Origin of the sequence: Clavibacter michiganensis (genome assembly GCF_016907085.1) — a bacterium.
Taxonomy (GTDB): domain Bacteria; phylum Actinomycetota; class Actinomycetes; order Actinomycetales; family Microbacteriaceae; genus Clavibacter; species Clavibacter michiganensis_O.
The window spans coordinates 73,380-98,024 of the sequence record NZ_JAFBBJ010000001.1 but is presented as its reverse complement, the minus strand read 5'-3'; the positions used below and the strand labels follow the sequence as shown (position 1 = coordinate 98,024).

Annotated in this window: 22 protein-coding genes; 8 read left to right on the top strand and 14 right to left on the bottom strand. The window is 74.2% G+C overall.

Annotated features, from left to right (window positions below; translation table 11 throughout):
• Window positions 1–68: 68 nt before the first annotated feature.
• From otsB to JOE38_RS00385, 3 genes are all read right to left on the bottom strand, one after another.
• Window positions 69–896: a trehalose-phosphatase gene (otsB, locus tag JOE38_RS00395; RefSeq protein WP_204574375.1), complete on the bottom strand. Its 828-nt coding sequence runs from the start codon at window positions 894–896 to the stop codon at window positions 69–71.
• A 5-nt stretch (window positions 897–901) separates the two neighbouring features.
• Window positions 902–2,494: an alpha,alpha-trehalose-phosphate synthase (UDP-forming) gene (otsA, locus tag JOE38_RS00390; protein WP_204574374.1), complete on the bottom strand. Its 1,593-nt coding sequence runs from the start codon at window positions 2,492–2,494 to the stop codon at window positions 902–904.
• Between the two features lie 100 nt (window positions 2,495–2,594).
• The gene (locus JOE38_RS00385; protein WP_204574373.1) at window positions 2,595–3,413 is read right to left on the bottom strand and encodes a fructosamine kinase family protein; all 819 of its coding nucleotides are present in this window, start codon (window positions 3,411–3,413) and stop codon (window positions 2,595–2,597) included.
• Between the two features lie 148 nt (window positions 3,414–3,561).
• On the opposite strand from JOE38_RS00385, the gene JOE38_RS00380 reads away from it, so the two are divergent.
• Both JOE38_RS00380 and JOE38_RS00375 read left to right on the top strand, forming a co-directional pair.
• Window positions 3,562–4,437 (top strand): sugar phosphate isomerase/epimerase family protein, encoded by an 876-nt coding sequence (locus tag JOE38_RS00380; protein WP_204574372.1) that lies wholly within the window; start codon window positions 3,562–3,564, stop codon window positions 4,435–4,437.
• A gap of 169 nt (window positions 4,438–4,606) precedes the next feature.
• Complete coding sequence (locus JOE38_RS00375; protein WP_204574371.1) at window positions 4,607–4,909, top strand: putative quinol monooxygenase; 303 nt, start codon at window positions 4,607–4,609, stop codon at window positions 4,907–4,909.
• 78 nt (window positions 4,910–4,987) lie between these two features.
• Here JOE38_RS00375 and JOE38_RS00370 read toward each other — a convergent pair whose 3' ends face one another.
• The 5 genes from JOE38_RS00370 to JOE38_RS00350 form a co-directional block, all read right to left on the bottom strand.
• Window positions 4,988–6,298 (bottom strand): hypothetical protein, encoded by a 1,311-nt coding sequence (locus tag JOE38_RS00370; RefSeq protein ID WP_204574370.1) that lies wholly within the window; start codon window positions 6,296–6,298, stop codon window positions 4,988–4,990.
• 118 nt (window positions 6,299–6,416) lie between these two features.
• Entirely contained in the window at window positions 6,417–8,312 is a 1,896-nt protein-coding gene (locus tag JOE38_RS00365) for a YhgE/Pip domain-containing protein (protein ID WP_204574369.1), read from the bottom strand.
• The gene (locus JOE38_RS00360) at window positions 8,309–11,251 is read right to left on the bottom strand and encodes an MMPL family transporter (protein WP_204574368.1); all 2,943 of its coding nucleotides are present in this window, start codon (window positions 11,249–11,251) and stop codon (window positions 8,309–8,311) included. The genes JOE38_RS00365 and JOE38_RS00360 overlap by 4 nt, the downstream gene beginning before the upstream one ends.
• Window positions 11,252–11,311: 60 nt before the next feature.
• Entirely contained in the window at window positions 11,312–11,890 is a 579-nt protein-coding gene (locus JOE38_RS00355) for a TetR/AcrR family transcriptional regulator (protein WP_204574367.1), read from the bottom strand.
• An 82-nt stretch (window positions 11,891–11,972) separates the two neighbouring features.
• Window positions 11,973–13,127 carry an SLC13 family permease gene (locus JOE38_RS00350; RefSeq protein ID WP_204574366.1) on the bottom strand — a complete coding sequence of 385 codons (1,155 nt, stop codon included), beginning with the start codon at window positions 13,125–13,127 and terminating at the stop codon, window positions 11,973–11,975.
• Between the two features lie 162 nt (window positions 13,128–13,289).
• Between JOE38_RS00350 and JOE38_RS00345 the strand changes: the two genes are divergently transcribed.
• Window positions 13,290–13,478, top strand: a complete 189-nt coding sequence (locus JOE38_RS00345; protein WP_119434711.1) for a hypothetical protein — start codon at window positions 13,290–13,292, stop codon at window positions 13,476–13,478.
• A gap of 58 nt (window positions 13,479–13,536) precedes the next feature.
• Here JOE38_RS00345 and JOE38_RS00340 read toward each other — a convergent pair whose 3' ends face one another.
• Window positions 13,537–14,766 (bottom strand): mechanosensitive ion channel family protein, encoded by a 1,230-nt coding sequence (locus JOE38_RS00340; protein WP_204574365.1) that lies wholly within the window; start codon window positions 14,764–14,766, stop codon window positions 13,537–13,539.
• A 206-nt stretch (window positions 14,767–14,972) separates the two neighbouring features.
• Between JOE38_RS00340 and JOE38_RS00335 the strand changes: the two genes are divergently transcribed.
• On the top strand, window positions 14,973–15,620 hold the full coding sequence (locus tag JOE38_RS00335) for a hypothetical protein (RefSeq protein ID WP_239544713.1): 648 nt from the start codon (window positions 14,973–14,975) through the stop codon (window positions 15,618–15,620).
• Between the two features lie 23 nt (window positions 15,621–15,643).
• Here the strand turns inward: JOE38_RS00335 and JOE38_RS00330 are convergent, their stop codons facing one another.
• Complete coding sequence (locus JOE38_RS00330; RefSeq protein WP_204574363.1) at window positions 15,644–17,026, bottom strand: glucose-6-phosphate dehydrogenase; 1,383 nt, start codon at window positions 17,024–17,026, stop codon at window positions 15,644–15,646.
• Window positions 17,027–17,083: 57 nt separating this feature from the next.
• Here JOE38_RS00330 and JOE38_RS00325 point away from each other — a divergent pair, with 57 nt between their 5' ends.
• The gene (locus tag JOE38_RS00325; protein ID WP_204574362.1) at window positions 17,084–18,937 is read left to right on the top strand and encodes a glycoside hydrolase family 15 protein; all 1,854 of its coding nucleotides are present in this window, start codon (window positions 17,084–17,086) and stop codon (window positions 18,935–18,937) included.
• Between the two features lie 61 nt (window positions 18,938–18,998).
• On the opposite strand, the gene JOE38_RS00320 is transcribed toward JOE38_RS00325, so the two are convergent.
• Together JOE38_RS00320 and JOE38_RS15890 are read right to left on the bottom strand one after the other, a co-directional pair.
• Complete coding sequence (locus JOE38_RS00320) at window positions 18,999–19,817, bottom strand: alpha/beta fold hydrolase (protein WP_204574361.1); 819 nt, start codon at window positions 19,815–19,817, stop codon at window positions 18,999–19,001.
• Between the two features lie 103 nt (window positions 19,818–19,920).
• Window positions 19,921–20,052, bottom strand: a complete 132-nt coding sequence (locus JOE38_RS15890; RefSeq protein WP_275577750.1) for a hypothetical protein — start codon at window positions 20,050–20,052, stop codon at window positions 19,921–19,923.
• Window positions 20,053–20,239: 187 nt separating this feature from the next.
• On the opposite strand from JOE38_RS15890, the gene JOE38_RS00315 reads away from it, so the two are divergent.
• Both JOE38_RS00315 and JOE38_RS00310 read left to right on the top strand, forming a co-directional pair.
• Complete coding sequence (locus JOE38_RS00315; RefSeq protein ID WP_015489770.1) at window positions 20,240–20,662, top strand: MarR family winged helix-turn-helix transcriptional regulator; 423 nt, start codon at window positions 20,240–20,242, stop codon at window positions 20,660–20,662.
• A complete protein-coding gene (locus JOE38_RS00310; protein ID WP_204574360.1) occupies window positions 20,659–21,993 on the top strand; it encodes an MFS transporter in 1,335 nt (444 codons plus the stop codon). Before JOE38_RS00315 ends, JOE38_RS00310 begins: the two co-directional genes overlap by 4 nt.
• Window positions 21,994–22,024: 31 nt before the next feature.
• Here the strand turns inward: JOE38_RS00310 and JOE38_RS00305 are convergent, their stop codons facing one another.
• Window positions 22,025–22,591, bottom strand: coding sequence for a hypothetical protein (locus JOE38_RS00305; protein ID WP_204574359.1), 567 nt, complete (start codon window positions 22,589–22,591; stop codon window positions 22,025–22,027).
• 96 nt (window positions 22,592–22,687) lie between these two features.
• On the opposite strand from JOE38_RS00305, the gene JOE38_RS00300 reads away from it, so the two are divergent.
• The gene (locus JOE38_RS00300; RefSeq protein WP_086520724.1) at window positions 22,688–24,220 is read left to right on the top strand and encodes an amino acid permease; all 1,533 of its coding nucleotides are present in this window, start codon (window positions 22,688–22,690) and stop codon (window positions 24,218–24,220) included.
• A 10-nt stretch (window positions 24,221–24,230) separates the two neighbouring features.
• On the opposite strand, the gene JOE38_RS00295 is transcribed toward JOE38_RS00300, so the two are convergent.
• Window positions 24,231–24,611, bottom strand: a complete 381-nt coding sequence (locus tag JOE38_RS00295; protein ID WP_204574358.1) for a hypothetical protein — start codon at window positions 24,609–24,611, stop codon at window positions 24,231–24,233.
• Between the last annotated feature and the right edge of the window lie 34 nt (window positions 24,612–24,645).

The window sequence follows — 24,645 nt, the reverse complement described above, 5'->3', positions numbered from 1 at the left end:
TCTCCTCTCACGAGTCGGCTATTTCCCCAGTCTACCTGAGCCCTACCTGAGAGGCCGGGGCGGCCGCCTCAGTCGGGATGGACGGCCGGCTCGGCCCGGAGGTCGGCGAGCACCTGGAGCACCCGCGCGACGTCGTGCGGTCCGTCGACGCGGAAGTCCGCCGCCGTGGCGCCCGTGCCGCTCTTGAGCCCGAGGTCGCCGGCCTGGAGCGCGGCGAACGCGTCCTCGTCGGTGACGTCGTCGCCCGCGTAGAAGACGGCCGTCGCCTCGGCGTACCGGCGCAGGTGCTCGACCGCCTCGCCCTTGGTGGCGTGCCGGACGCTGAACTCCAGCACGTCCTTGCCGGAGCGCACCTTGAGGCCTTCGACCTCCGCGTGCGCCTCCTGCGTGGCGACGAGGTGCGCGATGCGGCTGTGCTTCTCGGTGGCGAGGCGCGTGTGGAGGGCGAAGCCCGCGGGCTTCTCCTCGATCCACACCTCGTCGAGCGAGTCGGCGACCTGGCCGAGCACGTCGGACAGCACGCCGCGCTGGGCGAGCTCGCCCTCGTCGAGCGTGAGCTCGATGTCGTCGCTGTCGAGGCGGATCTCCACCCCGTGCGACCCGACGAGCAGCACCTCGTCCGGCAGGTCGGCCACGGCCTCGAGGCTCCGCAGGGCCCGGCCGGACACGAGCGCGACGCGCGTCTCCGGCAGGGCGAGCAGCGCGAGGACGGCGGCGCGCGCCTCAGGGACCGCGCGCGCCTTCTCGGGATCGTCGACCTCGGGCGCGAGCGTGCCGTCGAAGTCGAGCGCGACCAGCAGGCGCGGCGTGCGCGCGAGCTCGGTGAGCGCCTCGAACAGGCGGCCCGGGAAGCCGCGGCCGCCCTTGGCCTGGATGTCGGTGGTCAGCTCGGCCACGCGCGCTACCAGCCCTCGTCCATGAGGGGCTCGACGACCTCTTCGTCGGGACCCTCGTGGATCGAGGCGGCATGCGTGCGCCCGAGGTCGGCGAGGAACGAGCTCGACCACGCGGCCACGTCGTTCTCGAACACGCGCTTGCGGAGCGACCGCATGCGCTTGCGCTGCTCGGCCTTCGGCATCTCGATGGCGCGGAGGATGGCCTCCTTGAGGCCCTCGATGTCGTGCGGGTTCACGAGGAGCGCGGCCTTCAGCTCGTCCGCGGCACCCGCGAACTCGCTGAGGACGAGCACGCCCTCGTTGGAGTGCTTGGTGGCCACGTACTCCTTGGCGACGAGGTTCATGCCGTCGCGGAGCGCGGTCACGAGCATGACGTCGGCCGCGAGGCACAGGGCCACCATCTCCTCGCGCGGGTAGCCGTGGTGCAGGTAGCTGATGGCGGTGTGGCTGATGGAGCCGTAGTCGCCGTTGATGCGGCCGACCGTGAGCTCGATCTCGTCGCGCAGCTGCTTGTAGGTCTCCACGCGCTCGCGGCTCGGGCTCGCGACCTGCACGAGCGTCGCGTCCTCCACCGTGACGCGGCCCTCGGCGAGCAGCTCGCCGAACGCCTTCAGGCGGTGGCCGATGCCCTTCGTGTAGTCGAGCCTGTCGACGCCGAGCAGGATCGTGCGCGGGTTCCCGAGGTCGGCGCGGATCTGACGGGCGCGCTCCTGGATGGCCGGGTCCTTGGCCATCTCCTCGTAGCTCTTCGCGTCGATCGAGATCGGGTAGTGCTTGGCGACGACCTGCCGGGTGCGGAGCTCGCGGACGGGCTTCGACGGCTTGGTGCCGGGGACGGTGAGCGGGATGCCGCCGCGCACGGGCACGTCGACGGTGGATCCGCGGGTCGTGTACCCGAAGAGCCGCCGGACCGCGCGCGTGAAGTTGCCGGCGTCGGCGACGCGCTGGAAGCCGATGACGTCGGCGCCCAGGAGCCCCTCGATGATCTGCGTGCGCCACGGCAGCTGCGAGTAGATGCCGTAGGGCGGGAACGGGATGTGGTTGAAGAACCCGATGGTGAGGTCCGGGCGCTGCTCGCGCAGCATCTTCGGCACGAGCTGGAGCTGGTAGTCCTGCACCCAGACGGTGGCGCCCGGCGCGGCGGCCTTCGCGGCGGCGTCGGCGAAGCGCTGGTTGACGGAGACGTAGGTGTCCCACCACTCGCGGTGGTAGCTCGGCTGCGCGATGACGTCGTGGTACAGCGGCCACAGGGTGTCGTTGGAGAAGCCCTCGTAGTACTCGGCGAGGTCCTGCTCGGTGAGGGTGACGGGGATGATCGAGATGCCGTCGTCGACGAAGGGATCGACGTCGTGGTCGGCGATGCCCGGCCAGCCGACCCACGCGCCCTCGTTGGCGCGCATCACGGGCTCGAGCGCCGTGACCAGGCCGCCCGGCGAGTGCCGCCAGGAGGTGGTGCCGTCGGCGGCGACGACGCGGTCGACCGGGAGGCGGTTGGACACGACGACGAGGTCGTAGGCGCCGGGCTCGACGGCGCCGTCGCGCGCGTCGGCGGTCGTCGGCTCGGCCGCGGAGGGCGTGGATGAGGGTGGCGGAGTCACGGTTCCCGTCTCGGTTGCGCAGAGCTCTGTGGTACCTGCTCGGTGGGTTGAGGCTACCAGCCCCACCGCCGCCTGACCGGGGGTCGCGCGTCCGCCGGCGTCACATCCGGAGCACCGCGCGGGCCGCGTCGTGCAGCGCGTCGCCGTACGCCGGGCCGTGCGAGGCGGCGTGCACGGCGAGCGGATGCAGCTGGTGCAGCGGCACGCGGGCGCGCCAGCCGGCGGCGAGGGATCCGGTGTCCGCGTACGCGCCCAGGAGGTCGTCGAGGCCCGGGCAGCCGAAGAGCGCGAGCATCGCGAGGTCGGTCTCGCGGTGGCCGCCGTGCGCGGCCGGGTCGATGAGGACGGCTCCGGCGTCCGTCCACTGCACGTTGCCGGACCAGAGGTCGCCGTGGATCCGCGCGGGCGGCGCCTGGTCGTCGAACCGGCCGTCGGCGGCGCGGGCGCACGCGCGCTCCACGTCGGACGCCTGCGCGGAGGTGGCGTTGCCCGCGTCGACCGCGCGGCGGAGGTACGGCAGCACGCGCTCGCGGGCGTACCAGGCGCCCCAGCCCTCCCCCGCGCCGGGTCCGTCGGCGGTGCGCACCGACAGCGGCTGCCGCCCGATGAACGCCGGGCCGTCGAGCCCCGCGGGCGGGGACCCGAACGCGGGCGCGCCGGCATCGTGCGTGACGGCGAGCGCCGCCCCGAGCGCCCGGGCGGCCTGGCGCGTGGGGCGCGCGGGCGCGAGGCGCTCGAGGTCGATGCGGCCGGGCGCCACGCCGAGGACGCGGACCACGCGCGCTCCCCCGTCGCGCTCCGCCTCCGCGAGCCACGCGAGCCCGGCCGCCTCGGCCTCGAAGAAGCCGTGCGGCGCGTCGGGACGCTCCTTCCGGAACGCGTCCGCGCTCCCGCTCGTGCCGGATCCCGCAGTCGCCATGCCCGCTCCTCGCCTCACGGGCGGCGCGTCAGCCGCCCTCCCCGAAGGATCCAGCATGCCCACCCGGCCTGTCCGCGTCGCGCACCCGACACGCGCCGGACCGCCCGCGTATCCCGGGGGCACAGGGGCGGCGGGTAGGGTCGCCGACGTGATCCGAGTAGGCATGAGCACCACCTGCGTGTACCCCCAGCCCGTCGAGAACGCCTTCGTCATGGCCAAGCGCGCCGGCTTCGACGGCGTCGAGATCATGGTGACGAACGACCAGGTCACCCAGGACGCCGACGCCCTGCGCGGCCTGTCGGAGAAGCACGGCCTGCCGATCCTCTCCATCCACGCGCCCGTGCTGCTGCTCACGCACTTCGTGTGGGGGCGGGACCCGAAGGTCAAGCTGGAGCGGTCCGCCGAGCTCGCCCGCGCGGTCGGGGCGCCCGCCGTCGTGGTGCACCCGCCGTTCCGCTGGCAGGCCGGCTACGCCGAGTCGTTCCTCGAGATCGTGCGCTCCATCCAGACGGAGACGGGCGTCGAGATCGCGGTCGAGAACATGTTCCCGTGGCAGGTCGCCGGCCGCAGCATGAAGGCCTACGCGCCCGGCTGGGATCCGCGGGACATGGACTGCGACGCCACCACGCTCGACTTCTCGCACGCCTCCCTCTCCGGACAGGACGCGCTCGAGATGGCCAAGGCCCTCGGCCCGCGCCTGCGCCACGTGCACCTGTGCGACGGATCCGGCTCGCAAGACGACGGCCGCATCCTCGACGAGCACCTCCTCCCCGGCCGCGGCACGCAGCCCGTCGCCGAGACGCTCCGCTGGCTCGCCGAGCAGGGCTGGCAGGGCGGCGTCGTCGCCGAGGTGAACACCCGGAAGGCCAAGACCGAGGAGCAGCGGCTCGCCATGCTGGTCGAGACGCGCGAGTTCGCGCAGCGGCAGCTCCGGCTCGACATGGCGCCGGAGAAGACGCCCGTCGCGCCGCCCGTGGTGTCCGGGTACCAGCGGCTCCGCACGGCGCTCCGTCGCGACCGGTGACCCGCGGGGCGCCCCTGTCGGGCGCCCGCCGCTCCCTCCCGACACGCCCGCGCGTGCCCGTCGGGAGTGCCGCCCGGGCGCACGCGGTTGGATGGGGCAGGGGAACGTCCCCGCACATGATCGACGTCGCGCGCGGCCCCGCCCGCCCGCCGTCGGGACCGGAGACACCATGAGCACCACCGTGCACCTCGAGATCCAGGTCGACGAGAGCCGCCTGGCCGACGTCGCCGACGTCCTCGCCGAGACCCTGCAGGCCACGCGCGCCTTCGCGGGCAACGAGGGCCTCGAGGTCCTCGTCGACGACGCCGACCCAGCCCGCATGATCGTCGTGGAGCAGTGGGCGTCCACCGCCGACCACGACGCCTACGTCGCCTGGCGCGCCACGCCCGATGGCGCCGCGCGCCTCGGCGAGGTCCTGGCCGCGCCGCCCGTGACCCGCGTGTTCAGCGGGCGCATCGCGCTCGCGCTGTAGCGGCGCGCGCACGACGCACGACGAGGGCCGCCCGGATGTCCGGGCGGCCCTCGTCGTCGGTGCGGGCGGGATCCGCGGTCAGCGCCCGCTGAGGTCGTAGGGCCGCTGGTGGGGATCCACCGTGGCGAGGTAGCCGCCGTCCGGGAGCGTCGACGGGACGGCGATCGTGCCGCGCACCGTCGCCGTCGTGCCCGCGACGTCGATCTCGAGGACGGATCCCGTGCCGGCCCGGGAGAGGAACAGCTCGGAGCCGTCGTCGGAGGCGGCGAGGAAGCGCGCGGCGGATCCGGCGCCCGGCGTCTGCCCGAGGGCCGGCAGCCGCACGGTCGTGACCGCGCCGTCGTACAGCCCCGACCGGCCGCGGGCGACGAGGGACAGCGTGTCCGCGCCGCCGGCGGTCACGACCGCGGCCGCGTAGCCCGGCGTGACGACCGCGCGCGTCGACGTGCCCGAGCCGAGCGCCACGCTCGCGACTCCCCGCCCATGCATCGACGATGACGTCAGCAGCGTGGGCGCGCCCGGTCCGGTGCCGGTCTGCGTGCCCACGGCGGTCTCGCCGTCCGGAGCCATGCGCGGCCGGTAGCTCTGCACGGCGGGCTCGGGGTAGGCGCGGGAGAAGGCGGCGCCGAAGCCGGTCCGCGTGAGCGGCACCGTCTCGATCCCGTCGTGCAGCGTCGAGCCGATCACGGTGCCGCGCGCGTCGGCCACCGGGCCGTGCGGGTACGCGCCGAGCGGGGTCGTCGCCACGGGCGCCGGCGTGGTGTCGCCCCCGAGGATCGCCGACACGTCGTACGCGTCGAGGCGCCCGCCCGCGCTCACGACGAGCCGGAGCGGCGAGCCGACGAGGAAGGTCTCCATCTCCTCGGTTCCGCGCTCCCCCGTCGTGGCGAGGGTCACCTCGCTCGTGCGGATCGTCGCGGTGCGCGCCAGCTGCCTGCGGGTGTCGACGACCGTGACCTGCTGCGTGGTGGACCCGTCGATGTCCGAGCCGACCGCGACGAAGCGGTGGCCGGGGTCGTCCGAGATCCAGCCGGCGCGGGTCCACGCGCCGGCGACCGCGGGGATCGGCGTGGACGAGGCGATGCGCGGGACGCCCGACGAGCCGATGTCGACCACGTCGAGCCGCGGCCCCGCCTCGTCGACGAAGGCCACGCGGCCGTGGCCCATCTGGATCACGCCCGCGTGCGTGCCGAGCACGGCGCCGGGCAGCGCGCCCGTGATGCGCCCGGTCAACGCGTCCGCGACGGAGACGGCGTGCGCGGACGGGTCGGCCACGAGCAGCCAGCGGGCGCGCGGTGCCGCCTCCGCGGCGGGGCCGGGTGCCGCGAGGGAGCCTGCGAGGAGGCCGGCGGCGGCGAGGCCGACGGCGAGGAGCGAGGGGATGCGCATGGTGACCGCTTTCTGAGAATGGTTCTCAGAACGATACGGGTCTCCGGGCGCGGGTGCGGCCCGCCGTGCACGGATCGCGCCGCGGCGACCGGCCGACCATGGCCGGCCGCCGCGGGCGTCAGACCGCGACGGCCACCGAGGAGGGCGCCGTCCCGGGCACGAGCCCGAGGCTCTTCGCCCGGCGGGAGCGCCGCGTCACGAGGTACGACACCGCGAGGCTCAGCAGCAGGAACACCGCGAGCACGCCCGCCGCGCCCCACGCGAGGCCCGGGGCACCGCCCGCGATGATCGCCTGCATGCCCGACGCCGCGTAGGTGAGCGGCAGGAACGGGCTGATCGCCTGGAACGGCGCGGCCACGAGCTGCATCGGGATCACCCCGCCCATCGCCGCGGCCTGGATGGCCAGCAGGATCAGCGACACCACGAGTCCCGCGCGCCCGAACGCCTGCCGGAGCAGGTAGTGGATCGCCGTGAAGGCCGCCGCGGTGACGGCCGCGAACCCGAGGGTCGCGGGCAGCAGCGCGAGGGACAGGCCGAGGGCGGCGTGCACGAGCGCGACGAGCAGCACGACCTGGGCGAGCGCGATGAGGGCCGCGCGCGCGAGCACGCGCCCCATCACGCGGCCGGTCCCGGCCGAGGAGGCGAGCAGCCGCCGCGCGGCCGGACGCAGCACGAGGAAGGTCGCGAACGCGCCGAGCCAGAGGCCGATGGGCACGAAGATGGCGGCGATCGCGTCGCCCGGGTTGCCGATCTCGTTCTCGCGCTCCACGGTGAGGCCGACCGGATCCGCGACGACGCCCGACGCCTGGGACGCCTGGTCGGCATCGAGCGACGGGATCTGCTCCGCGCCCTGCGTGAGCCCGGTGCCGAGCTCGGTCGCGCCGGACGAGAGCGCGTCCGCGCCGGTCGCGAGGTCGCCCGCGCCCGTCGCCGCCGAGGTCGTGCCGGTGCGCAGCTGGCCGAGGCCGTCGCTCAGCTGGCGGGCGCCCGAGACGAGGGCGCCGCCGTTGGCCGCGAGCTGCGATGCGCCGGACGCGCTCTGCCCGATGCCCTGCTGCACGCCCTGGATCCCCGCAGCGGCCTGCGTCGCGAGGGCCTGCCCCTGCGCGGCGTACTGGTCGAGCCCCTGCTCGAGCGGCTCGAGCTGAGCGGCGATCGGCGCGCTCTGCGGGTTCGCGGCGAGCTGCTGTCGGATCCCCTGGACCTGCGCCGCGATCTGCCCGGCCCCGCCCGCGTACTTCCCCACGCCGTCGGACACCTGCGAGAGCCCGGCGGCCCCCGTCTGCAGCCGGTCGAGCCCGGAGGAGAGCTGCGAGACGCCGCCCGTGTAGGTGCCGAGGCCGTCCGCGAGCTTCGACGCCCCCTGCTGGGACTGCCCGACGCCGTCGCCGAGCTGCGTGATCCCGTCGCCGAGCGTCGTCGCCCCCGCGGAGAGCTGCGTGGCCCCGTCGGCCAGCTTGTCCGCCCCGGCCCCCGCGTCCGTGAGCGATCCCTTGAGGCCGCCGAAGGTCGTGTAGATGCCGGAGACGAACTGCGAGGTGATCGCGTTGCCGAACACGCTCGTCATGCCGACGCCCACGGCCTGGGTGGCCGCGCCCGTCAGGTATCCGTGCGCGTCGTCCGTCTTCACGCTGATCTCGGCGCGCTTCGGGGCGTCCGTCGACAGCGACACGATCGAGGAGGAGAAGTCCTTCGGCACCGTGAGCACCGCGTAGACCTCGCCGTCGTCGAGCATCCTCTGCGCCTCGTCGGCGTTGGTGATGGTCCAGTCGAAGGCCTGGTTGTCGTCGCTGGTCAGCTGGGTGACGAGCAGGCGGCCGGCGAGCACGGGCGACTCGGTGCCGTCCTGGGCCTTCTGCTGGACGATCTCGTCCTGGTTGACGATGGCGGCGGGCACGCGCTCGACGCCCGTCGCGACGTCCGAGAGCGAGCCGATGAAGAGGCCGGCGACCGCGAGGGGCACGATCGCGACCAGGGCGACGGCGAGGCGTCGGCGTACGGTGCGGGTGGTCATCGGCGGGTCTCCTTGCCGGTCGTGACGGGCTGGTCGATGTCGGGGCGCCCGAGGGCGTCGGGAGCGGGCGCGTCGTCCGCCGCGAGGCGGAGGCGCACGGTGGGCCTGCCGGGGATCCCGTGCTCGTCCGGGAACCACGGCGCGCCCAGGAGCACGGTCGTGCTCTCGTGCACGAGCGCGGGCAGGGCGGCGAGGAACGCGCGCTCGGCGGCGGCGTCCGGGAACGGGTCCACCACGTCGAGCACGAGCACGGGGGCGCGCCCGGCGGCGGCGACGGCCGTCAGGGCGATGGCGCGCTCGAGCGGCAGGAGCGATCCCACGGGGTCGTCGGCGCCGATGCGCCGCGCGCCCGCCGCATCGGCGGCCTGGTCCAGGCGCCCGAGCCACTCCTCCTGACGCGCGCGGGCGCCGCGGCGGCGGCCCATCGGCTCGGACAGGTCGATGCGCTCGGCGAGGAGGTCCCCCACCGTGACGCCGGAGTCGACCCGGTCGACGCGGCCGAGGTCGGCCATGGCGACGCTCGTGAGCACGCGACCGGACTCGGAGGCGAGCGGGTGCCCGGCGACGTGCGCGCGGCCGGACATCGCAGCGAGCCGCGCCCCGAGCGTCGCGCCGAGGAGGCGCCGGTCGGCGACCTCGCCCTCGACGAGCACGAGGGATCCGGCGGGCGCGCTGAGGTCGACGGGCGCGAGCCGGCGGCCCGGTACGCCCACGACGAGCCGCTCCGCCGCGACGGCGGCGCCGGACGCGCGCGCCCAGTCGACGTCGTCCTGGTGCTCGCGGAGGCCCTCGCCCTCGATGTCGACGTCCGGCAGGATCCGGTCGAGCCAGCGCGGGATCCACCACGCGCGCTTCCCGAGCAGCGCCATGGCGGCGGGCACCAGGGTCATGCGCACGAGGAACGCGTCGAAGAAGATGCCGACCGCGAGGCCGAGCGCGATGGTCTTGATGACGCCGGCGCCCTCCGGCACGAAGGCCGCGAAGACGAAGAACATGATGAGCGCGGCGGCCGTGACCACCCGGGCGGCGCCCGAGAAGCCCGTGACGATGGCGCGCTTCGCGTCGCCGTGGTGCACGAAGTCCTCGCGCATGCCGGAGACGAGGAACACCTCGTAGTCCATCGCGAGCCCGAACAGGATCGCCATGAGCAGGATCGGCATGAAGCTGAGGATCGGACCGGGCGTCACGCCGAGCGCGTCCGCGAAGAGGCCCTGCTGGAAGATCAGCACGACGGTGCCGAACGAGACGACGACGCTCAGCAGGAAGCCGACCGCGGCCTTGATCGGCACGAAGATCGAGCGGAACACGATCATCAGCAGGATGATCGAGAGCCCCACCACCACGATGCCGAACGGCACGAGCGCCTGGTCGAGCCGCTGCGAGATGTCGTTCTGCACGGCCGTCGTGCCCGTGACGGAGACGCGCGTGTCGTAGCGGTCCTGGAGGCCGGGCGCGAGGTCGCGGATCGACTGCATGAGCGCCGTGGTCTCCGCCGACTCGGGCGGGCTGTCCGGCACGACCTGGATGATCGCGGTGTCGACCGACGGGTTCGGCGTGCCGGTGCCGACGAACGCCACGTCGTCGAGCCCGCGGATCTCGTCGCCGATCTGCCCGAGCACCCCGATCGGGTCGGTGGTCTGCGTGATGTCGACGAGCACGACGAGCGGTCCGTTGTGGCCGGGCCCGAACGCGTCGGAGACGGTGTCGTACGCGACGCGGCTGGTGGATCCGGCGGGCTCGGTCGCCCCGCTCGGCAGCCCGAGCTGCAGCTGCGACGCGGGCACGGCGAGCAAGCCGGCGATGCCGATCACGATCACGACGGGGATGATCGGCACCTTGGTGACGATCTTGACCCAGCGCGCGCCGAGCGTGCGCTGGGTACCCTCGGCCTGCGCCTTCGCGCGGCGGGCGGCCCGCGAGCCCTCCTTCGGCCGGAGGCGCTCCCCCGCGAGGCCGAGCATCGCCGGCAGGAGCGTGGTCGCGACGCCCATGGCGAGCAGCACTGCGAACGCCGCGCCGAGGCCCATCACCGTGAGGAACGGGATCTGCACCACGAGGAGCCCCAGCAGCGCGATGATCACGGTCACGCCCGCGAAGATCACGGCGCTCCCGGCCGTCGCCACGGCGGTCGCCGCCGAGCGCTCGACGGGCATGCCGTTGGCGAGCTGCGTGCGGTGCCGCATGAGGATGAAGAGGGCGTAGTCGATGCCGACCGCGAGGCCGATCATCACCGCCAGCAGCGGCGAGGCGCTCGACACCGTGACGAACTTCGAGGCGGCCATGAGCGCGCCCGCGGACGCCGCGACGCCGACGAGCGCGCCGATGAGCGGCAGGCCGGCGGCGAGCATCGACCCGAACGTGAGCACGAGCACGAGGCCGGCGAACAGCACGCCGAACGCCTCGGTGACCGTGACGCCGTAGTGGACGTCCTGGAACACCTGGCCGCCGAACGACACCGTCAGCCCCGCGTCCTCCGCCGCCTGCGCGGACTCCTTCAGCGCGTCGAGCGTCGCGGTGGTCACCTGGTCGCTCTGCCCGGAGAACTGCACGGTCGTGATCGCCACGGTGCCGTCGTCGGACACGGCGTCGGTCGCGTACTCGGAGAACGGGGACAGCGCCGTCGTGACGCCGGGGACCTCGCCCGCGGCCGTCGCGGTCGCCTCGATGGCGGCCTTGTCGGCGTCGTCCGTGACCTTCGCGCCGGCCGGCGCCTCGGTCACGATCTGCGCGCTCGCGCCCGCGGCCTGCGGGAACACGGCGGCGAGCCGGTCGATGGCCTCCTGCGACTCGGTGCCCGGGATCGAGAACGACTCCTGGGTCTTCCCGCCGAGCGCGAGGCCGCCGCCCAGCAGGATGCCGAGGACGAGGATCCACGCGGCGACGACGCACCACGGGTGGAGGAACGAGATCCGGCCGAGCCGGTACAGAAGCGTGGCCATGGGCGGGTGGCTCTCCTTGCGTGGGACGTGCGCGTGGGGACGTGCGGGTGCGGAGCGGGATCAGGCGGAGCGGGTGCCGAGGGGGGCGAGGAGCTCCCCCACGACCACGACGAGAGCAGCCCTGATCTCGTCGTCGGGCAGCGGTTCGTTGGTGGACCAGTCGTCGCTCGCGGCGAGGATGTACGCCGCGCCGCCGAGCGCGACGCCGAAGCGCAGCTGGTCGAGCGTGCTGTCGAGCGCGCCGGCCGTCTCGCCGAGCGCGCGCACGAGGTCGTTGGCCCGCTCGATCACGGCGAGGTGCCCGAGCGAGCGGCCCTGCGTGATGAAGAGGGCCACCTCGTGCCGGTGCAGCAGGAGGAAGTCGATGAAGCGCTCGACGAACTGGCGCCTGGCGTCCTCGTCCCCGCGGATGGAGTCGGCGCGGTCGATGACCGCGGCGAGCGCGTCGATCGTCGGCTCGAGGAGCGCGTCGAGCAGCGCCTCCTTGGAGGCGAAGTGGTAGAGCACGCTCGACTTCGAGTAGCCCGCCTCGTCGGCGATCTGCTGGAGCGACGTCGCCTGGAAGCCGTCCCGGGCGAATCGGGCGGCGGCGATGGACCGGAGCTCGTCGCTCGCGGAGGCGCGGGGGGTGCGGGTCACGCGGAGAGCCTATGTCGACCGATCGGTCAGTCCCTGCACGATCGGTCAGACTGCCAGTCGCCTGCCAGGTGGGAGCGGTCGGTCAGCGCGTGAGCACGAACGCGAGCATCGCGAGGCCGACCGTCAGCGGCGCGACCACGAGCCCCAGCAGCATGTAGCGCGACCACTTGATGTGGACCCCCATGCTCACGAGCCGCTCGTGCCAGAGCAGGGTCGCGAGCGAGGCCCACGGCGTGATGAGCGGGCCCGCGTTGACGCCCACGAGGATCGCGACGAGGCGCTCCGGGGATCCCGCGACGGGCTCGAGCGCGAGGTAGGCCGGCAGGTTGTCGACCGCGTTGGCGCTCAGCGTCGCGACGCCCGCGAGCCGGAATAGCGCGGCCGCGTCCTGGCCCTGCCCGGAGACCGCGGCCATGACGGCGGTGAGCCCGAGCGACTGCGCCGCCTCCATCACGATGAAGAGGCCCGACGCGAACACCACGAGCTGCCACGGCAGGAGCCCGAGCCGGAGCACGCGCCGGCGTCGGACGGCCGTGAGGATCGCGAGGACGACGGCCGCGGCGAGCGCGGGGATCCACACCTCGACGCCCGAGACGAGCGCCGGCACGAGGAGCCCCACCACGACGGCGCTGCCCACGAGCAGCACGCGGTCGGTGGGCGCGGTCGGCGGCCCGACCTCGTAGCGCGTGAAGAGGTCCTTGCGGTGGATCACGAGGATCGCGAGCACGGGCACCGCGATGGCGACGAGCGCGGGCGCGACCGTGAGGGCCGCGAACCCGGCCGGCCCGAGGCCGCCGAGCTCGTGCTCCGCGAGCAGGTTGGTGAGGTTCGAGACGGGCAGCAGGAGCGACGCGGTGTTGGCGAGCCACACGGTGGTCAGCGCGAACGGGAGCGGCGGCAGCCCGCAGTGCCGGGCGAGCACGACGACCACGGGCGTGAGCAGCACCGCGGTCGTGTCGAGCGACAGGAAGATCGTGCAGAGGCAGGCGAGAACGACGGTGGCGAGCCAGAGCGCCCACGTGCGTCCGCGGCCGAGGCCGGCGGCCCGCTCGGCGATCCAGGTGAAGAGCCCCGCCTCGCTCGCGAGCTCGGTGACCACGGTGATGGCGACGACGAAGAGGAGGATCGGCCAGACCCGCTCGTACAGGACGCCGAGGTCGTCGAGCGGGAGGGCTCCGGTGGCCACGGCGACGGCGCCGACGACGAGGAGCACCACCCCGATGAGGGCTGTGCGCACGGGCGCCTCCTGTCTGATCCGCGATCACTGTACTCACCGGCCGCCGGGAGTCGGCACCGCCTGCGGAAAGGGGACGCCGTGCGCGACCGGGCGCGCTGCGGCGGCCGGGCGGCGGACGCGGCGGTCGGATCCCGGTACCGTGGAAGCACACTGGGAGGTGTCATGCGCAAGTACATCCTGAACGGCAGCGTCCTCAGCGCCCTCGTCGGCGGCTGGAGCACCATGCAGACGACCCGTCGGGGTCCGCGCGACTGGAAGCTCGGCCTCATGTGGCTCAGCTGGGCCATCACGGTGGCCATCGCCATCGGCACCGTCATCGAGGACTCGCGCGACGGGCAGATCGGCAACTAGCCGCTCCACCACGTGACGCGCACGCCCGCCCGGGCGTGCGCGTCCGTCGTGCGTGCGCTCAGTCGCGCGTGCGCCAGCGGTCGCCGTCGACCTCGAGGTCGATGCGCTCCTCCGCGGGCACCGTGGAGATCGGCCCGGTGAACAGGCCCGCGCGCGTGTCCGCCTGCGCGGTGCCCGAGAACAGGCCCGTCGGCTCGGCATCGGCGGCACGGCGTCCCGCGCGGGGCGCGTCGCCGCGCTCGTCCGGATCCACCATCTGCACGCGCGTCCGCGGCAGCGACTGCGGGCTGTGCTCGTGCAGGAACGCGACGAGGCGCTCGCGCACGAGGCAGCGCAGGTCGAACAGCGTGGGCGCGTCGACGGCGGAGACGAGCACGCGGATCCGCACGAAGCCGCCGACCGCGTCCGTCACCTGGAGCACGGAGACGCGGCCGTCCCAGAGGTCGGTCGTCGCGAGCACCCGGTCGAGCTCCTCGCGCATGCTCGCAGGCGTCGCGCGCCAGTCGAGGTCGAGCTCGACCGCGCCGAGCAGCTCGGACTTCGTGCGGGTCCAGTTCTGGAACGGCGTGGTCGTGAAGTAGGTGGACGGCAGCACCATCCGCCGGTCGTCCCAGATGTGGACGACCACGTAGGTCAGCGTGATCTCCTCCACGCGCCCCCACTCCGTCTCGACGATCACGACGTCGTCCACGCGGATCGCGTCGCTGAAGGCGAGCTGCATCCCGGCGAACACGTTGGCGAGCGTGGACTGCGCGGCGAGGCCCGCGACGATGGACACGAGGCCGGCGGAGGCGAGGACGCTCGCGCCCGCGGCCCGGGCGCCGGGGAACGTCAGCAGGATCGCGCCGATCGCGACCACCACGATCGCGACCACCGTGAGCCGCCGGATGATGAGGACCTGCGTGCGGACCCGGCGCGCGATCCGGTTGTCGGCCACGTCCATCCGGTAGCGGCTGAGCCCGAGGTCCTCGAAGAAGATCGCGAGGGCGCACACCAGCCAGGCGGCGGCGACGATCGTGATCACGTGCAGCAGGTGGTCCAGCCCGTCGCGCACCTCGCCCGGCATCACGGAGGCGCGGAGCGCGATCCAGACGGCGACCACCACGAGCAGCACGCGGAAGGGGCGGCGGACGCGGGCGACCAGCTGCGCCGCCCACTCCCGGCGGCGGGCGACGACGCGGACGGCGAGGGCGACGACCGCGGTGACGAGCAGGGCGGCGGCCACGGCCACGAGCAGCGTGACGGTCACGGCGACGGCGGGCACGGCGAGCAGGGCGGGCAGGTCCACGGATCCTCCAGACGGGTCGGGCGGACCGCGCTGTCCCGGGCATCCAGTCTCGCAGGCGCTCCGGGTGGCGGGCCGCGCGAGGGGCGGGCGGGGGCGCCCGGCGGCGCCCCCGCCCCGGGATCCCCGGCGTGTCGCGGGTTCTCCCGGGCGTGTCGCGCACGAGGATGGTCCCGATCGCGGCGGTGCGATCGGGGAGGCCGTGGATCATGTTCCGGTGGCGCAGAGGCAAGTCCGTCCCGACCGAGGCCGCGCCCGCGGCGTCCGATCCGCGGCAGGCGGGACGGGGACCCGTCGCCGCGCAGGCCGCTCCCCCGCCGCCCGTCGTCTCGACCGCCACCGGTGAGCTGGCCGCGATCGCCGCCCGGCTCCACGGCGGCCCGGTGCGGCCGACGCACGTGCCCGCGCACAAGGCCGATCCCGACGCGCCGACCGCTCCCCCGGCCGACGCCGCCGACCCGGGGCCCGCGGCCGATCCGGATCTCCGCCCGCTGGCGCTCATCGTGCAGGCGGCGCTCGCGCACCACTTCGGCCCCGACGGCGCGTGGGCGCTCGTGCGCCGCACGCCCGACACGACGGCCGGCTTCTTCGACGAGCTCATGACCGCGCACATCGCGCGCGACGTGGCGCTCGCGCTCGGCGCCTCCCCCGCCGCGGCAGCCCTCCCGCTCGAGGACGCCCGGGCGACGGGGGCGTCGGAGCCCGATGCGTCCGGGAGCGACGCCGTCGTGCGGCAGGACGCGGTCGCCCGTGAGCTCGCGGTCTTCGACGAGGATCCGCTCGAGGGCTCGCTCGCCGAGCTCGCCGGGGACCCGCGCCGCGTCCCCGCGGCGCTCCGGGCCGTGCTCCGCGCCTAGGCGACCGCGGCGCGAGCGGGCGCTCAGCCCTTCGGCGCCACTTGCGGGCCAACCCACGGACCCGCGGATCCGGCCGGGTACTCCTCGAGCGGCACCTCGCCCGCGCGCCACGCGGCGACGACCGGCTCGACGATGCGCCAGCACTCCTCCGCCGTGTCCCCGCGCACCGACAGGCTCTCGTCCTCCGAGAGGATGCCGTCGATGACCTGTCCGTAGGGCGGCAGGTCGCCGGGATCGAAGGCGGTGACGAGCTCGGCGCGGTCGATGACGTCGGGGTCGGCCGGGCCGTTCACGTTGAGCTCCAGGTGCAGCTCGTCGGGGGCGATGAGGATGCGGATCCGGTCGGGCTCGTCCGCGCCCGTGAGACCGGTGGGCACGTGCGGGGCGGGCTGGAAGGTCACGACGATCTCGCGCCGGTGGTCCTTCAGCGCCTTGCCCGAGCGCAGCCGGAACGGCACGCCCGCCCAGCGCCAGTTCGCGATCTCGACCGTCATCTCCGCGAGCGTCTCCGTGCCGCGCGCGGGATCCACGCCCTCCTCGTCGGCGTAGGCGGGCAGCTCGCGCCCCTCGACGTCGCCGGCCGAGTAGCGCGCCCGCCGGGAGGAGGCCACCGGGTCGCCTCCCCACGGCCGCGTCGCGCGGAGCACGAGCGCCTTCTGGTCGCGGATGTCGCGCGCGTCGGTGGTGGCGGGCGGCTCCATCGCGAAGACGGCCATCACCTGCAGCAGGTGGCTCTGGATCATGTCGGCCAGGGCGCCCGCGCCGTCGTAGTAGCGGGCGCGCCCCTCGAGCGCGAGCTGCTCGTCGTAGACGATCTCGACGCTCGCGATGTGCTGCGCGTTCCACACCGGCTCGAGGAGGCGGTTGGCGAAGCGGAGCCCCAGGAGGTTGCGCACGGTCGACCGGCCGAGGAAGTGGTCCACCCGGTGCGTGCGCTCCTCGGGCACGAGCGTCGCGAGCAGGCGGTTGAGCGCCTGCGCGCTCGCGAGGTCGGTGCCGAACGGCTTCTCGAGCGACAGCGACGTGCCCTCGGGCAGCGTGATGCGGGTCATCGCCTCGCAGGCCTTCTCCGTCACGGCGGGCGGCAGGGCGAAGTACACGGCAGGTGCGGCCTCGCACGCTCCGATGAGGCGCTCGAGGTCGGCCTCTGCCGTGACGTCCGCGGCCTGATAGGTGGTGCCGGCGAGCACGCGGTCGACCGCGGGGCCCTCGGCGCCGAGCGAGGCGAACGACGTGCGGACGACCTCGCGCCAGCGCTCGTCGTCCCACTCCTCCGTGCCCGCGCCCACCAGCTGGAGGTCGAGGTCGGGGCGGTGGGCGAGGAGCTCGCCGAGGCCGGGGAGGAGGAGGCGCGCGGAGAGGTCGCCGCTGGCGCCGAGGATGAGGAGCGTGGAGGTCGCGGGCATGCCGTCAGGCTACGCGGGGCGGCGGGGATCGGCAGGTGCGCCGTGGGACGATGGGCCATGGCCATGCGCATCGAGGACTACGCACTCATCGGGGACTGCCACACGGGAGCGCTGGTCGGCCGCGACGGCTCCATCGACTGGCTGTGCCTCCCCCGCTTCGACTCCGCCTCCATGTTCGGGGCCCTCCTCGGCACCGAGGAGCACGGCGCGTGGAAGCTCGCGCCCGCCTCCCCCGAGGCCACCGTCTCCCAGCGCACCTACCTCGGCAACACGTTCGTGCTCTGGACGAGGTGGGAGACGCCCGAGGGTGCGGTCGAGGTCACCGACTTCATGTCCATGGGCGACCGGCGGGCCGACGTCGTCCGGCGCGTCCGCGGGATCAGCGGCACCGTGCGGATGCAGGGCGACCTGCGCCTGCGCTTCGGCTACGCGACCGCGCTGCCGTGGATCCGCAAGCTCGACGGCGACGACCCGCGCCTCGTCGCCGTGGCCGGGCCCGACGCGGTCGTGGTGCGCGGTCCCGAGCTCACCGCGACGAACCGCCACCACGGGGTCGCGTTCGACGTCTCCGCGGGCGAGACGGTCGACACGACGCTCACCTGGTACCCCTCCCACCGCAGCGAGCCGCCGGCCTTCGACGTCGACGCCGCCGTCGAGCACACCACAGAGTGGTGGGAGTCGTGGGCCAGCTCCATCGAGCACTCCGGCCCGCACCAGGCCGCGGTCCGCCGGTCGCTGCTCGTGCTCCGCGCGCTCACGCACGAGGACACCGGCGGCATCGTCGCGGCGGCCACCACGAGCCTCCCCGAGCAGTTCGGCGGCGCCCGCAACTGGGACTACCGCTACGTGTGGCTCCGCGACGCGTCGCTCACCCTGGAGGTGCTCCTCGCGCACGGCTTCGAGCACGAGGCCGACGAGTGGCGCACCTGGCTCCTGCGCGCCATCGCGGGCGATCCGGGCGACGTGCAGATCATGTACGGCCTCAGCGGTGAGCGGTACCTCCCCGAGCGCGACCTCGACAGCCTGCCCGGCTACCAGGGCTCGGGCCCGGTTCGCGTCGGCAACGGCGCGTTCGAGCAGTACCAGGCCGACGTCATCGGCGAGGTGATGCTCGCGCTCCAGGCCGCGCGCGACGCGGGCGTCGGCGAGACCGAGTTCTCCTGGCCGCTGCAGCGCGCCCTCATCGGCTTCGTCGAGGAGAACTGGGAGCGGCAGGACAGCGGCATCTGGGAGATCCGCGGCGCCGAGCAGCACTTCACGCACTCGCGGGCCATGATCTGGGCGGCTCTCGACTGCGCCGTGCAGGGCGTCGAGCGGCACGGGCTCGACGGGCCGGTGGAGCAGTGGAAGGCGCTGCGCGACCGGGTGCGCGACGAGATCCTCGACAAGGGCGTGGACCCCGCGACCGGCGCCTTCCGCCAGCACTACGGCACGACCGAGGTCGACGCCTCGCTCCTGATCCTCGCCCAGGCCGGCTTCTGCGCCTACGACGACCCGCACATGCTCGCGACGGTCGAGGCGATGGAGCGGACGCTCATGCACGAGGGGTTCCTGCTGCGCTACGACACGAGCGCGGGCGTCGACGGCCTGCCCGCCGGCGAGTACCCGTTCCTCGCCTGCTCGTTCTGGCTGGTCGAGCAGTACGCCCGGTCCGGCCGCGAGGCCGACGGCCGCGCGCTGATGGAGCGGCTCGTCGCGCTCGGCAACGACGTCGGGCTGCTCTCGGAGGAGTACGACCCGGTCGGGAAGCGCCAGGCGGGCAACATGCCGCAGGCCCTGTCGCACCTCGCGCTCGTGCGAGCGGCGGACGCCCTGGAGGCGGCGGCGGCCGCGCATCCGGACGACCTCGACCGCGCGCACCGGGAGGGCAACGCCGCCCTGGCGCACGCCGAGGCGGCGCGCGGGGCGTAGGCGACGGCGGCGGGATCCGGGTGATCGGGTCCGCGCGCGGAAGGCCCAGGCGGCCCGCCCGTCAGAGCGCGTCGAGGAAGCGCGCGACGGCCGGCAGCGCGTCCGGGTGCCGCGGGGTGTCGGCGTGCGTGGCGCCCGCGAGCTCCACGAGCGGCGCGTCCGGTCGGAGCGCCTTCACGTGGTGCGCCGCGCGCAGCCGCTCGGGGTCCCGCGTGCCCGCGACGAGCAGCAGCGGCACCGCGGATCCGGCGACGACCTGGTCGGGCACGCCCGCGTCCCGCTCCGACTCGCGCATGTAGGCGGCGAGCGCCCGCGCGTCGTCCGCGAGGAAGGCCCCGCGCGTCGCCGCGTCCACCGGGTGCCCGCTGTGCCGCTCCCACGCCTCGAGGAAGCCGGGCATGCCGCCGGTCTCCAGCGCCTCGATGCAGCCGGGGAAGAACACGCGGTCGAAGACGCCGACGCCGCTGCGCGGGGATCCGCCGAGGCTCGACGTGGAGAGGAGGCGGTCGGGGTGGGCGGCGGCCAGCGAGAAGCCGACGCGCGCGCCGAGGCTGTAGCCCACGTGGTGGACGGCGGACGCGCCGACCGCGTCGAGCACGGCCACGACGTCGGCGACCATCAGGTCCATCGCGTAGGCGGCCGGCTCGTGCGGGACGTCGCTCCGCCCGTGGCCGCGGAGGTCGAGCGTGATCACCTGCCGCGTCGGCGACAGCGCGCGCACCCAGCCGAAGCCGCGCCAGATCGCCTGCGACAGGGCCGTGCCGTGCACCAGGACGACGGGCGCGCTGGCCGGGTCACGGGGATCCCCGTCGGCTGGCCGGGAGCCGAAGGTCCGGTAGGCGATGCGCGTGCCGTCGAGGGGGTTGGTCGCGATGTCCACGGGGATCCAGGCTACGCGGATGCCGCGGCGCGACCGGCCGGGTCGTCGCCGTGGAGCGGACGACCCGGTGCACGCGCTGGCCGCGGGCGCCGGGTCGAGCGGGCTAGGCGCCGTCGCCGTCCTCGTCCGTGTGGTGCGGCGTGTCCTCCTCGGGCTCGAAGTGGTCGTTCCCGCCGTCGTGGCCGGCCGCGACGCCCGTCGCGCCCGCGGGGATCGTGCCGTCGTGGTGGGTCATGTCCGTGCCTCCTCTGGTCGCGCGGCCCGTGCCCGCGTCATCGTGGGTGCGTCGCGGCCGGCGGTGTCCTCCCATCCTGCCCGCACGAGCCGCCGGCGCCCCGGAGCATGTCCGTCCGCGGCGCGCTCGCAGGATCCCGTCACGCGGGAAGACGTAGTTAGCATGCCTAATGAGCTAGCCTAAGCACATGCCCGACTCCCCCGACCTCAGCCAGAGCCTGCGCGCCGGCGTGATGCGCCTCGCGCGCCGCCTGCGCGCGGAGAAGGCCGACCACGAGCTGAGCGACAGCCAGTTCGTCGTGCTCGCCCTGCTCCTCCGCGACGGGCCGACGAGCCCCGGCCGCCTCGCCGAGATCGAGCGCGTCACCGCCCCGAGCATGAACCGCACGGTCAACTGCCTCGTCGAGGCGGGCTACGCCGAGCGCTCCCCCGCCCCGGACGACGGCCGCCGCGTCACCGTCTCCATCACGGACGCCGGCCGGACGGTCGTGCAGGAGACCCGCCGGCAGCGGAACGCCTGGCTCTCCCTCCGCCTCGGCGAGCTCACCGCCGCCGAGCGTGCCACCCTCGGCGAGGCCGCGGCCCTCCTCGGCCGCATGGCCGCGTCGTGAGCGCCGTCTTCCGGAGCCTCCGCGCCCCGAACTACCGCATCTGGTTCGCCGGCGCGCTCGTCTCCAACGTCGGCACGTGGATGCAGCGGACCGCCCAGGACTGGATCGTCCTCACCGAGCTCACCCGCTACGACGCCACGGCCGTCGGCATCGTCATGGCGCTGCAGTTCGGCCCCATGCTCCTGCTGTCCCCCTACGCCGGCCTCATCGCCGACCGGTACGACAAGCGCCGCGTGCTCATGATCACGCAGGGCACCATGGCGGTCCTCGGCCTCGGGCTCGGCCTCGTGGTGCTCTCGGGACGGGCCGAGCTCTGGCACGTCTACCTCTTCGCGCTCCTGCTGGGCATCGCCTCCGCGCTCGACGCCCCCGCCCGCCAGTCCTTCGTCTCCGAGCTGGTCTCCGACGACGACCTGTCGAACGCCGTCGCGCTCAACTCGGCGTCGTTCAGCGCCGCCCGCATGATCGGCCCGGCCGTCGCGGGCGTGCTCATCGCCGGGGTCGGCACCGGCTGGGTCTTCCTCATCAACGCCGTGAGCTTCATCGCCGTGCTCATCGCGCTCACGCGGCTCCGCGTCGGCGAGCTCCGTCGCCCGGAGCGCGTCGCCCGGTCGCGGGGACAGCTGCGCGAGGGCTTCCGCTACATCGGCGGGCGTCCCGACATCATGGTGATCCTCGTGATCGTCTTCCTCGTCGGCGCGTTCGGCTACAACTTCCCGATCTTCACCTCCACCATGGCGAGCGTCGAGTTCGGCAAGGGGGCGACCGAGTTCGGGCTGCTCTCCTCGAGCCTCGCCGTGGGATCCGTCGCGGGCGCCCTGCTGTCGGCCCGCCGCGAGCGGCCCCGCATCCGCCTGGTGTTCGTGGGCGCCGCGCTCTTCGGCATCGCGACCGGGCTGGCCGCGATCGCGCCCACCTACCTGCTCTTCGCCGGGGCGCTCGTGATCGTGGGCGTCGTCTCGCAGACCCTCATGACGAGCGCCAACAGCACCGTGCAGCTCACCGTCGAGCCCCGCATGCGCGGCCGCGTGATGGCCGTCTACATGGCGATCTTCGTCGGCGGCACGCCGCTCGGCGCGCCGATCGTGGGCTGGGTCGCGAACACGTGGGGCCCGCGGGCCGCCGTCATGGTGGGCGCGGCCAGCGGCATCGTCGCCGCCCTCATCGCCATCGCGTGGCTCGTGCTGCACCGGCACCTGCGCGTCTCGTACCGGATCCACCGCACGCCGCACCTGCTCGTCACGCACGACGGCGACGGCCGCGGCCGCGACCGCCGAGAGGATGCGCGCGAGGACATCGAGGCCGACGAGGCGGTCGCCCGCCGCACCTGACGCGGGCACACGCGCCGGGCCGGCCCCAGGGTCAGGGCGCGGGCGTCGGAGCCGCGGTCTGCGGCACGTAGCCGACGTCGTCGAGGCAGTAGTCGAGGAACGCGCTCGTCGCGCGGAGGTACTGCCCGGTGTCGAGCGAGGCGCCGTCCGTGTCCGCGCCCGAGCGCAGCGCCTCCAGCTCGTCGACGATCGTCGAGAAGGACGCCACGAGCGGCTTCATGTTCTCCGGGGCCATGCCGGCGAGCGCGGCGTCGCCCTGCTTGACGCGGTCGAGGAGGGGCGGGTCCACCTGCTTCCCGTCGCCGAGCGCCTGCACCAGCTTGGTGGAGTCGGGCAGCACCTGCGCGAGCGTCGAGCAGGTGGCGAGCTCGGCCTCGGTCGGCGGGCCGGGGGCGCGCGTGACGGTCGGCTCGGGGCTCGCGGTGCCGCCGGGAGCGGCTCCCGCGCCCGGGGTCGCGCCGGCGGCCGGCGTCGTCGCCGACGGGGCAGGCGCCTCGGCCCCCGTCGTGCACCCGGCGAGCACGAGCGCTCCCGCCGCCGCCGCGATCACGGGCGCCCACGATCGGATCCGGCGTGCGGGTCTGGGCGTTCGGGCCATGCGGGCCTCCTCGGCGCCTATCACAGGTGATCTGCCCCACGGAAGTCGATCGACGCGGGTGTCAGGGCGAATGCCCCGGACCACTACCGTATTCGGATGACACGAAGCGAGAGCGACCGCAGCACCGTCACGCCCGATCCGGATTTCGTGGCGCAGGACTTCAGCCACGAGCAGGAGGGCTACCAGCACGGCTTGAAACCCCGCCAGCTCCAGATGATCGCCATCGGCGGCGCCATCGGCACCGGCCTCTTCCTCGGCGCCGGCGGCCGGCTGGCCTCCGCCGGTCCCGCCCTCGCGATCGTCTTCCTGATCTGCGGCGTCTTCGCCTTCTTCATCCTCCGGGCGCTCGGCGAGCTGGTGCTGCACCGGCCGAGCTCCGGGTCCTTCATCTCCTACGCCCGCGAGTTCTACGGCGAGAAGTTCGCCTACGCCGCGGGCTGGATGTACTTCCTCAACTGGGCGACAACCGCCATCGTCGACGTGACCGCCGTCGCGCTTTACATGCACTACTGGTCGGCGTTCACGGCGGCCCCGCAGTGGCTGCTCGCCCTCATCGCGCTCGCCGTCGTGCTCGCGCTGAACCTCGTCGCCGTGAAGGTCTTCGGCGAGATGGAGTTCTGGTTCGCGCTCGTGAAGGTCGCCGCCCTCGTCGTCTTCCTCATCGTCGGCATCGTGTGGCTGGCCTGGAGCTTCCCCGTCACGGTGGGCGGCGCCGAGGTGCAGACCGGCTGGACCGTCCTCCAGCAGAACGGCGGGGTCTTCCCGCAGGGCCTCGTCCCCGTCGTCCTGGTCGTGCAGGGCGTCGTCTTCGCCTACGCCGCCATCGAGCTGGTCGGCACCGCCAGCGGCGAGACGCAGGACGTCGAGAAGGTCATCCCGCGCGCCATCAACTCGGTCGTCTTCCGCATCGCGATCTTCTACGTCGGATCCATCGTGCTGCTCTCGCTCCTGCTCCCCTACACGGCGTACAGCGCCGACCAGAGCCCCTTCGTCACCTTCTTCTCGAGCCTCGGATCGCCCCAGGTGGGCGCGATCGCCGGCTCCGTCATGAACTTCGTCGTGCTCACGGCCGCCATGTCGAGCCTGAACGCCGGCCTCTACAGCACGGGCCGCGTGCTCCACTCCATGGGCATGAACGGGTCGGCGCCGAAGTTCACGACCGTCATGTCGAAGGGCGGCGTGCCGTTCGGCGGCATCATGCTGACCGGATCCATCACGCTGCTCGGCGTCGGCCTCAACGCCCTCGTGCCGAAGCAGGCGTTCGAGATCGTGCTGAACGTCGCCGCGCTCGGCATCGTCGCGGGCTGGGGCACGATCATCCTGTGCCAGATGCGCCTGCGCACCTGGGCGAAGCAGGGTAAGGCGAAGGAGCCGACGTTCCGCCTGCCGGGCGCGCCCGTGACCTCGTGGCTCACGCTCGCGTTCCTGGTCAGCGTGCTCGTGCTCATGGCCATCGACTGGCCGATCGGCACGCTCACCGTCGCCTCGCTCGTCGTGATCATCCCGCTCCTGGTCGTCGGCTGGTACCTCCAGCGCGACCGGATCCTCGAGATCGCCCGCGTGCGCGAGGGCATCACCGGCCCCTTCCCCGTGACCGGGCGCGACGCGGCCGACCAGCGCAAGCGCTGACCGCCGCCTGTCAGCCCTCCTCGACGCCGCCGTCCCCCGCCTCGGGGGCGGCGGCGTCGGCGTCCGCCCGGGCGGAGGGCTGCGCCGGATCCGGCCGCAGCCGCCGCCCGAAGGCCACCAGCTCGGCGTCGTGCTGCATGACCCACGCGACCGCGGCGTTGAGGCTCTCCCGCCGCTGGACCCACACCCGCAGCCCATCGGCGCCGAGGCCGCACGCGTAGACCTCGTAGGAGAACGGCGCCGCGAGGTCGTCCCGGTGCCGCAGCACCCAGCCGAGCGCCGGCCCGTCGCCCACGCGGACGAGCCACGCGCCCCGCACGGGGTGGGCGTGCGGGTGCTCCGGCACTGGGCTGATCGCGCCGGTCGCGTCGCCGCTCTGCTTGCTCCACATCCGGATCCCCTCGGGTTCGCCCGACGCGTGCACC